The sequence below is a fragment of the Vibrio rhodolitus genome (genome assembly GCF_003350325.1).
GTDB classification, from domain to species: domain Bacteria; phylum Pseudomonadota; class Gammaproteobacteria; order Enterobacterales; family Vibrionaceae; genus Vibrio; species Vibrio rhodolitus.
In genome coordinates this window covers 21,567-31,468 of the sequence record NZ_QLYZ01000032.1, presented here as the reverse complement: position 1 = coordinate 31,468, position 9,902 = coordinate 21,567, and the positions used below count along the sequence as shown (strand labels likewise).

Below are 9,902 nucleotides of genomic sequence, written 5' to 3'. Positions count from 1 at the left end.
TGCTACCAGAATGCGTTAGCAGAGAGAGTCAATGGGATACTAAAACAAGAGTTCCTACTCAATAGGTGTCAAGACATCAAAGAGCTCAACCAACTAGTAAAAGAGTCTATTAGTATCTATAACAATATGAGACCACATCTTAGCCTCGGGATGAAAACCCCAAATGAGGTTCATGAAAAAAGCCAGCTGCTAACGCAGTTGGCTTAGCATAAAACTGTCAACGTATTTTAGGACGAGACAGGTAAACTTGTGCATATATCATTTAAGTAACTTGAGATAAGTTAGTTATACTTATATCGAACCCATTGAAAGGAATACGCTAATCATGAAGACGCGCGATAAAATTGTCCTCGCGGCTCTGGATCTATTTAACGAGCATGGTGAAAGAAACATCACCACCAATCATATCGCTGCGCATATTGATATTAGCCCGGGTAATCTTTACTACCATTTCCGCAACAAGCAGGAAATTGTGCGCGAAATTTTCGCCCTGTATTCAAATGAGCTGTTAGAGCGCTTTACGCCGATTGCTGTTCAGCAAGAAAGTTTAGTGATGCTCAAACGCTACTTGAACTCGATTTTTACCTTGATGTGGAAGTACCGTTTTTTCTACGCTAACTTGCCGGAAATTTTGCAACGCGATGAAGACTTGCATGATGACTACATAGCCGTGCAAGAGAAGCTGCAAGCCAATCTGGTGAGTATCATGGGGGAATTTGTCTCTTTAGGTCTGCTCGATTTGACGGCTGCTGAAATGAAGTCGCAAGTAAGAACCTTACACCTGATTGCGACTAGCTGGTTGGGCTATCAATCTGCCATGTCACCTAAGACGCAAATCACTGAAGAGATCATTCATCAAGGCATGCTACAGATGATTTCTGTCGTCAAACCCCGCGCAACGCAAACCGGTTTGGAGCAATTGCAATTACTGGAGGATGGCGTTAAAGCGATGCACGCTTAGTGATAATCGCTGCGCAATATAATCGAAGGCGAGGGTTTATAACCTTTCGCTCTTTGTTTCCGCATATCGCAAAGGTTAGATTAAGCATAACCTTATGATTTGAGTATTGTTATGCACTATGATGTTTTCAATGGTGATGCTGATGGCATCATCTCTTTGCTACAACTTCGTTTAGTGAACCCTCAGCATTCCCAGCTAGTCACGGGCGTCAAACGTGATATTCAGTTACTTGAATCGCTGACGCTGCAAAGCGAGGACTCACTGACTGTGCTCGATATTTCGATGAGTCGCAATCAACAAGGCTTGTTGCGTGCGTTAGAGTGCGGCGTAAAGGTCTTTTATGCCGATCATCATAAAAGTGGTGATATCCCTCAACGTGCTAATCTAGAAGCGCACATTAATCTCGATGCTAATACTTGTACTGCATTAATCATTGATCAACTTCTGCAAGGACGTTTTCATCATTGGGCGATTGCTGCCGCTTATGGCGATAACTTAATCACCCGCGCCGATGAGCTGGCTGTTGCAGCAGGGCTGTCGGCTGCGCAGGCAGAGCAACTCAAAGAACTGGGGACGCTAATTAACTATAACGGTTATGGCGAGAGTATCGAGGATTTGCACTTTCACCCTGCGAAGCTGTTTGAGGCGCTTTTGGCTTACGATGATCCTTTTGCTGTTATTGCTGCGCAAGACTCTCCTTATCATGTTTTGCGCGCCGCTTATGAGCAAGATATGGCTTTAGCACAAGCTCTGACTGCTGCTTATCAAGATGACTCTGTTGCGCTATTTAAGCTACCAAATAGCGCCGCGTCACGACGTATCAGTGGTGTCTATGGTAACTGGCTGGCAAATCAGAGCCCAAGCCGAGCGCACCTTGTGTTGAGTGAAAATAGCCAACAAGGCTATACAGTCTCACTGCGAGCGCCACTGAATAACAAGCAAGGGGCTGGTGAGCTGTGCAGTCGTTTTGTCACTGGTGGTGGTAGAGAAGCCGCTGGTGGGATTAATCATCTTGCGCCAACACAGCTTGAGGAGTTGATCGCTCAAGTAAGTGGTTACTATCGTTAGCCGTTTATCGTGATTACAAAAAAGGCGCTCTTGTGAGCGCCCGAAGATGTAGGTTTAACGACGTTTGAGCCAAGCAATGGGATCTTGGGTCTTGCTGTTACGGCGAATCTCAAAGTAGAGCGATGGCTGGGCTTGACCACCTGTATCACCAGCTAAAGCAATCGACTCACCGGCGACCACTTTATCGCCTTCTTTTTTCAATAAACTTTGGTTAAAGCCATAGAGGGTCATATCGCCTTTGCCGTGATCAAGCAGTACCACTAAGCCATAGCCACGTAAGTAGTCAGCAAACACGACAGTGCCCGAGTACACCGCTTTAACGGATTGCCCATAGTTGGCTTTCACCACCATACCTTTCCAGTTGATCTGTCCAGTTTGGCGCGAGCCGTAACTGTTCAGTACCTTACCCTGAATCGGCCAAGGAAGTTTGCCTTTTTGGCGTGCAAGACCGTCCATAGGCACGGCATTTCGTTTGGCTGCTTTGGCGATTTCGGCTTTTAAGCGCGCTTCATTACGTTGTAGCTCAGATAAATAAACCTTATCACTTGAGATGCTCTTTTTGATCTTGCCGACGGTACCTTTACGCTCTGACTGTGCTTTGGTCAGCTGGTTGCGCTTGGTGGTTTGTTGCTCGAGCAGGCGTGAGATCTGCTGCTTCTCAAGTTGCAACTGCTGCTCACTGTTCTCTAGCTCAGAAACGGTTTTCTCCAACTTCTCAATCGTTTCAGCGCGTTGCTTAGCAAGGTGCTGAAAATACTGGCTCATGCGATCTTCTTCCACCCCTTGAGTGAGAATATTGGCGGAAGACTTGGCGCGTTGGGTAACGTAGTAAGTTTGCAGTAATTGGATCAGCTTTTCGCTTTGCGCTTTTTTCTGTGTTTGCAACTGGGCAATCTTACCATCCAGTGCCGCGATATTATTGTTGGTTTGTGTCAGAGAGACTTTGGTCTGTTTAATATCACGTTCAAGCTTATTAATGCTGAGCTCTTGATCTTTGAGCGACTTTTGTAAGTTATCCAGCTGCTTTTGCTGTGACGTGAGGTTTTGTTTCTGTCGAGAGATTTCGTTCTTAACCCCGGTTAACTCATTTTGTGATGCGCCGTAAGCGAGTGGTGTAACTAGGGTGCCAATACAAGCCGACATTGCCAGTAAAGTGGTGATTTTTCGGCGAATACTTGATGTAGCTTGGAGCGTCATTAGCGCGAGTTATCCTAACGGTTGAATTGTTGCCAGTATACATAAAGAAAAACAACTGGCGAAAGTGCTAAGTCAAAACTTGCGCTGAAACTGGCATTGCGCCGTTGAGTTTTAACCAAACAAAAACGCCCAAGCAAGGCTCGGGCGTTGATATCAGCTAAGGTTAAACTTATTTAACGATAACTTGACCAGACATTTCAGCTGGGATTTCTAGACCTGCTAGCGATAGCATAGTTGGCGCTAGATCTGACAGTTTACCGCCTTCTACGAATTCAACTGGCTTGCTGCCTACGTATACTAGTGGTACTGGTAGGTTAGTGTGAGCTGTATGGATACCGCCAGTTTCAGGATCAACCATCATTTCTGCGTTACCGTGGTCAGCAGTGATCAGCATTTGACCATCCACTTCGTTGATTGCTTCTACTACACGACCAATACACTCATCGATAGCTTCGATCGCTTGCTTAGCCGCTTCGTAAACACCAGTATGACCAACCATATCTGGGTTAGGGTAGTTACAGATGATAGTGTCGTACTTACCAGACTTGATCGCAGCAATTAGCTTGTCAGTTAGCTCTGGAGAGCTCATTTCTGGTTGAAGATCGTAAGTTGCAACTTTAGGTGATGCCACTAGTTGACGCTCTTCGCCTGCAAATTCGTTTTCAACACCGCCGTTGAAGAAGAAGGTTACGTGTGCGTATTTCTCAGTTTCAGAGATACGTAGCTGAGTTTGACCTTGCTTAGATAGCCACTCACCGTAAGTATTTTCTAGTGACGCTGGTGGGAATGCGATTGCTAGCGGAATATCTGCTGCGTATTGAGTTAGCATTACAAAGTTGATTGCTGGGAATACAGCGCGCTCGAAGCCATCAAAACCAGGTACGAAAGTACGAGTGATTTGACGTGCACGGTCAGCACGGTAGTTCATGAAGATAACCGCGTCGCCATCTTGCATGATTGCATCTTCTTGATCAGCAGTTTTGATTGCTGTCGCTTTCACAAACTCATCGTTTTCATCACGAGCGTAAGCTGCTTCTAGACCAGCGACAGCTGTGTCGAATGTGAATTCTGCTTTTGCTTGAGTTAGTAGATCGTAAGCAACTTGAACGCGATCCCAGTTGTTGTCACGGTCCATTGCGTAGTAGCGACCCACTAGAGATGCCACGCGACCTTTGCCTAGTTTAGCAAATAGGTCTTGGAAGCGTTGTAGTGAACCTTCAGCGCTGCGTGGTGGTGTATCACGACCGTCTAGGAAGCAGTGTAGGTAGATCTTTTCAGCGCCACGCTCAGCTGCCATTTCAACAGCCGCATAGATGTGATCTTCATGCGAGTGTACACCACCTGGAGACATCAGACCCATGATGTGAACCGCTTTGTCTGCTTTAACCGCAGCGTCAATTGCTTCTACTAGCGCAGGTGTTTGAACGAACTCACCGTCAGCGATTGATTTAGTAATACGAGTAAGATCTTGGTAAACGATACGACCAGCACCGATGTTGGTATGACCAACTTCAGAGTTACCCATTTGACCATCAGGTAGACCCACATCCATACCAGACGCAGAGATTAGCGTGTTTGGGTGGTTAGCAAATAGCTTGTCCAAGTTTGGAGTATTAGCATTTGCGATAGCGTTATTTGCTGTATCTTCACGGTGACCGTAACCGTCAAGAATAACTAGAGCCAAAGGCTTCTTAGCAGACATAGATTGAACCTCGTCAAATTTAAGTAACTGTCGGTGTTGGGAAGTTTCCCAAGTACCTTGAAACAAAACTAGCGTAATTTTACTACACTTTTTAACCAAAACTGTAGGCTAAGATCAAATATTGTTCGCGATTTCGCGTAGCAATCTTTCAGCGTATTTTCTATTTCGCCAAAAGCTTACCCTGATAATAGCTCTTATTCTCGCCACTTTGCGGGCAATGTAAATTCGGTAAAACCAATCATTTTGATAGCTAGTACGCAAGAAAAAGCTTATTGAACCAGTATCGCCGTACCTGATACTGCCAATATCGCCCCAAGCCATGCATAGCGATTAGGCGCTTGTCTGGTATAAATCCAAAGTATCGGCAGCAGTATGATGGGGGATGTTGAAGAAAGCAGAGCGACCATACCGACATTGCCTTCTTGTAATGCGTATAGGATCAGTGTCATGCCAACAGCCATGGCAACAAAGGCGTTTAGAGCGGTGAGACTAAATACTTTTAGGTTGATAGCATGATGGGCTTTCGCGATACGTGCACCGCTTAATAGTAAGAGTGAATGGGCGGCAAATGCAGTCATCATCCGCATTGCTGATGCGGCAACAGGATCAATTTCGGTCTGCATAACTGGCTTGGCAATAATGCCGCCTAATGCCTGACATAAGGCGGCGAGTAATCCGAGCGCAATACCAACCCCAACTCTGCCTTGTACCTTTTCCAATTGATTATGGCTTTGTCCTCGGCGACCAAAAAAGATCGCCAAGACCACGCCAGAGAACACCAAAGCGCCACCCAAAAGCTCAAACGATGTCATTGCTTCACTGAAGAGAAAATAGCCGAGAAGAGTAGAAAACACCGCGTGGCAGGAAAATAGTAGACCAGATTGTCGTGGTCCCATGCGGTTTAAGCAGGCAAAAAGTGCGGTATCGCCAATAAAAATACCAATTAGCCCTGAGAGTATCATCGCACTGACCGCGGGCATGGTCACGGTTGACCAACCACCGGTCATCAGCGCCATGGTGGCTAAAATCGTGCTGGCACAGCCCATACGCCAACGACTGTAGGCAAAACTGCCCAAATGCTTCGCGGGGATCACAGAAAGAACACTGGAAAACGCCCACATTAATGCCGCAAACAGAGCGAGCCATTCATAGCCCATGCTTGATTTCATCCTTGACCGAGTTGATTAAATTGCGGTATGCACACCATCAGTGGTGTACAGAGAAGGGACAATATGCCTGATTTAGAGCAGTAAGCAAAGGGCAAATTGCGCCGCTTTGCTTACTGTTATTGAGGGGCGTAAAGGGGCGCTTAGGTGAGGATCCAGTTTGCCATATAGACAATCGACAAGCCGATCACGCCGATAATGACGCCCGTTTTCGCCATGTCTTTGCTCTCAATCAGCCCAGTTGAGTAGGCAAGTGAGTTAGGCGGTGTTGATACTGGGAGAATCATCCCGAGTGAAGCGGAGAAAGCCACCACAACCAGCAGGTTTTGCATATCCAGCGTTTGCATTGAAACGCCGATGGCTGCTGCTATCGGCATTAATAAGTTGGCGGTGGCGGTATTGGACATAAAGTTGGCCATTAACCAACATACCAACGACATGGTAATGATCACCGCAGTTGGCGAGAGTGACTCATAGTCAATCGCATGAGCAAGAGCCGAAGCAAGCCCGGTTTTGTCCAATGCAATACCAATCGCGATACCACCGGCCACCAACCATAATACATCCCAGTTGATAAGCTTAAGCTCTTCTTTGCCCATAATGCCGGTTAAGGTAAACACCGCTAGAGGAATAATCGAAACCACATAGGTGTTCATGCCATGCAGCTTAGTGGTCATCCACATCAAAATGGTAATCGCGAAGGTGGCGTATACCACTATCGCGCGCCAATTCTTTTGGAACTTACCATTGAGTTTGAGCACCATTTTCTCTTGCTGTGATGGAAACAGTTTCTGCAACAAAAACCACGCAATCGTCAATTGCACAACCACAAAAGGTAAGCCCATCATCATCCAAGAAAGGAAGTCGATACTGTTTTCACCGGTTAAATATTGCAAGGCAATGGCGTTTGGTGGTGTACCAATAGGGGTGGCAATACCCCCGGTATTAGCTGCAATAGGAATACACAGCACTAAGGCTTTAATCCCTAAATCCCCTTTGGGCGCAGACGCCACAATCGGCCCGAGCAACGCCAGCATCATTACAGTGGTCGCGGTATTGGACATAAACATCGAGAACACCGCGGTGATCAGCATTAAGCCCAACATGATGTACTTGGGCTGGGTACCAAAGGGTTTAAGTAATACGCGCGCAAGGTTGTTGTCCAGTTCATATTTAGAGGCGGAGATCGCCAAGGCAAAGCCGCCCATAAATAAGATGATGATCGGTGAGGAGAAGGCGCTAAAAATATCGGTGTAAGCGATCAATTCGCCTAAATCATGCCCGGCGGGTGGATTGCGAAATAGGTGCAAGCCTTTATCGGAAATCATGATCAGCTCTAAGGCAATGATCAGAATGGAAGTGGCAAAAACCGGAACGGGTTCTAATACCCAAAGCAGGGCGGCGAGAAGAAAAATAGCCAGAAGTCGATGTTGAATAAGAGTTAAGTCGTCGATTGGGATGGAATCAATTGGCATAAATAACACTGCGAGCGGAAGCCCAAAGCAGATCAGTAGCCGAATTATGGTGCCGGAATGAATTTTTTTCATAGGCGAGCAGACCTTCCAATTCAAGAGGAAAGCACAGCTTAAAAGATAATCAAATTAGGGTCTTAGACTAAGGTTTGAGTTTTACAAAAACGTAAAAAATGTTGCAGGAATCTTGTCGCGGGTCAAAAAAATCCCTGAACAAGTCAGGGATTGATAAATCATTTACTGGCGTGTTATTCCGCGCTTTGACGCTGCGCGTAAGGGGTGCCCATAACGGTTGGTTCACCTAGCTGCATCGATGCATCGAATTGGATGCTATCTTTGGCAAATAGGTTAATCACCGTTGAACCAAGTTTGAAGCGACCCATTTCTTCACCTTTTTTCAGCACAACCGCTTTATCACCCTCTGCTGGGTAATCCCAACGGTGTACAGTGTTGCCGCGTGGTGGCGTTACTGTGCCTGCCCAAACTTGCTCGATGCTGCCAACAATCGTTGCACCAACCAGTACCTGAGCCATAGGACCAAACTCAGTATCAAAGATACATACCACTCGCTCGTTACGTGCAAATAGGTTTGGCACGTTTTCAGCTGTTAATGGGTTTACTGAGAATAGATCGCCCGGTACGTAAATCATCTGGCGTAGCGTACCATCACATGGCATGTGCACACGGTGGTAATCGCGTGGTGATAGGTACAAAGTTGCAAACTCACCATCTGCAAACTCTTGCGCTAATTGCTCGTCACCGCCAAGCAGCTCAAGTGCCGTGTAATCGTGACCTTTAGCTTGAATCAGCTTGCCATCTTGGATTGGACCAAATTGGCTCACGCACGCATCCGCTGGGTGCGTGATGATATGCTCACCGTCAGCAATTGGGCGTGCACCTTCTTTTAGCTCACGGACAAAGAATTCATTGAATGTCTTAAAGTAAGCAGGATCGGTGTGCAGCGCTTCATCCATGTTAACGTTGTATTGCTTGATGAACCAACGAATGATCGCGGTGGTCAGACCGCCAGCTTTAGCTGACGCTAACTTACCAACTAGGCGAGTTAAACCATGCTGAGGAATCCAGTATTGCAGTCTAACTTTAATCTTATCCATTGTGTTTAATTCCAATGTTAATTATCTGTTTCAAACTTTTGGGCGCGAGATGTTACTTAAAAAATCAGCAAATGTCAGCACTTGCTGATGCTTGTCCTGTCGCAGTGCGTTACAGATCCGCTTTCTTACTGCGTGAATACTGTCGATTGGCTTTGTTTTCCGTCATGCTTTCAAGGATGCGGTGGTAGTTTTCAAAACGCACTTCGCTCACGTCGCCGTTTTCTACCGCTTCACGTAAGATACAACCTGGATCATCAAGGTGTTTACAGTCTCGGAACTTACAGCCACCTAAGTAAGGTTTGAACTCGACAAATGCTTTGGTGACTTCTTCGGCTTCTAAGTGCCATAAACCAAACTCACGCACCCCAGGAGAGTCAATCAGATCACCACCTGAAGGGATATGGTAAAGACGTGCTGCAGTGGTCGTGTGTTGACCCAGTCCCGAGTTTTCAGAAATGGCGCCTTCTTCAACGTCTAACTCTGGCATTAGGGCGTTAACTAGGCTGGATTTACCTACCCCAGATTGACCGACAAAAATGTTAATGCGCCCATGCAAGGCAGTTTCTAACTCAGCGATGCCTTCACCAGACTGTTTGCTTACCAACAGCACTTTGTAGCCAATACGCTCGTATTCGCTGAGCCACTCACGGTAAGTGTTACGTTGCTCGTCTTCCAGCAAGTCGACTTTGTTCAACACGATCAATGGGGAGATGCCCAGGGTCTCTGATGCGACTAAGTAGCGATCGATGATATTGAGTGATAGCTCAGGTAGGACTGATGAGACAATCACCATTTGATCGATGTTTGCCGCAACAGGCTTTAAACCGTCATAGTAATCTGGTCGGGTAAGCACAGAGCTGCGAGGCTCAACCGCTTCAACCACGCCTGAAATACCGTACATTGATTCAAGACCGGCACGCCAAATTACTCGGTCGCCGGAGACAAGCGTTTCGATACCACGACGCAAGTTACAACGATGGATCTCGCCGCTTTCGCTATCTTCAATATCTGCGTGCTGACCGAAACGAGTGATGACTAAACCGGATTTAGTGCCACCCAGCATAGACTCGTCCCACTGGACACTCTCTTCTTTGGTTAGCTTGCGTTTTTGATTACTACGAACGCGTCGTACCTGACCTTTAGTTAGCTTTTTCTGTTTTGCCACGATGATCTACTTAATCTATTTCTCTTAGGTTCGATACCTGAGTTTGCTATCTTGGG

General features: G+C 46.5%; 9 protein-coding genes. 3 read left to right on the top strand and 6 right to left on the bottom strand.

Features of this window, described 5'->3' with window-relative positions; genetic code table 11:
* The 3 genes from DPF93_RS20350 to DPF93_RS20340 form a co-directional block, all read left to right on the top strand.
* Nucleotides 1–207, top strand: a 207-nt coding sequence (locus DPF93_RS20350) for an integrase core domain-containing protein (RefSeq protein WP_164675314.1), incomplete at its 5' end; no start/stop codon positions are given.
* Between the two features lie 118 nt (nucleotides 208–325).
* Nucleotides 326–961, top strand: a complete 636-nt coding sequence (locus DPF93_RS20345) for a TetR/AcrR family transcriptional regulator (RefSeq protein ID WP_114767855.1) — start codon at nucleotides 326–328, stop codon at nucleotides 959–961.
* Between the two features lie 111 nt (nucleotides 962–1,072).
* A complete protein-coding gene (locus DPF93_RS20340; protein ID WP_114767854.1) occupies nucleotides 1,073–2,029 on the top strand; it encodes a DHH family phosphoesterase in 957 nt (318 codons plus the stop codon).
* A 54-nt stretch (nucleotides 2,030–2,083) separates the two neighbouring features.
* On the opposite strand, the gene DPF93_RS20335 is transcribed toward DPF93_RS20340, so the two are convergent.
* From DPF93_RS20335 to rsgA, 6 genes are all read right to left on the bottom strand, one after another.
* On the bottom strand, nucleotides 2,084–3,172 hold the full coding sequence (locus DPF93_RS20335) for a murein hydrolase activator EnvC family protein (RefSeq protein ID WP_425275318.1): 1,089 nt from the start codon (nucleotides 3,170–3,172) through the stop codon (nucleotides 2,084–2,086).
* A 223-nt stretch (nucleotides 3,173–3,395) separates the two neighbouring features.
* On the bottom strand, nucleotides 3,396–4,928 hold the full coding sequence (gene gpmM / locus DPF93_RS20330) for a 2,3-bisphosphoglycerate-independent phosphoglycerate mutase (RefSeq protein ID WP_114767852.1): 1,533 nt from the start codon (nucleotides 4,926–4,928) through the stop codon (nucleotides 3,396–3,398).
* A 269-nt stretch (nucleotides 4,929–5,197) separates the two neighbouring features.
* Entirely contained in the window at nucleotides 5,198–6,085 is an 888-nt protein-coding gene (locus tag DPF93_RS20325; protein ID WP_114767851.1) for a DMT family transporter, read from the bottom strand.
* 152 nt (nucleotides 6,086–6,237) lie between these two features.
* Complete coding sequence (locus DPF93_RS20320; RefSeq protein ID WP_114767850.1) at nucleotides 6,238–7,641, bottom strand: SLC13 family permease; 1,404 nt, start codon at nucleotides 7,639–7,641, stop codon at nucleotides 6,238–6,240.
* 173 nt (nucleotides 7,642–7,814) lie between these two features.
* Entirely contained in the window at nucleotides 7,815–8,681 is an 867-nt protein-coding gene (gene asd / locus DPF93_RS20315; RefSeq protein ID WP_114767849.1) for an archaetidylserine decarboxylase, read from the bottom strand.
* 109 nt (nucleotides 8,682–8,790) lie between these two features.
* Nucleotides 8,791–9,846 carry a small ribosomal subunit biogenesis GTPase RsgA gene (gene rsgA / locus DPF93_RS20310; RefSeq protein ID WP_114767848.1) on the bottom strand — a complete coding sequence of 352 codons (1,056 nt, stop codon included), beginning with the start codon at nucleotides 9,844–9,846 and terminating at the stop codon, nucleotides 8,791–8,793.
* Between the last annotated feature and the right edge of the window lie 56 nt (nucleotides 9,847–9,902).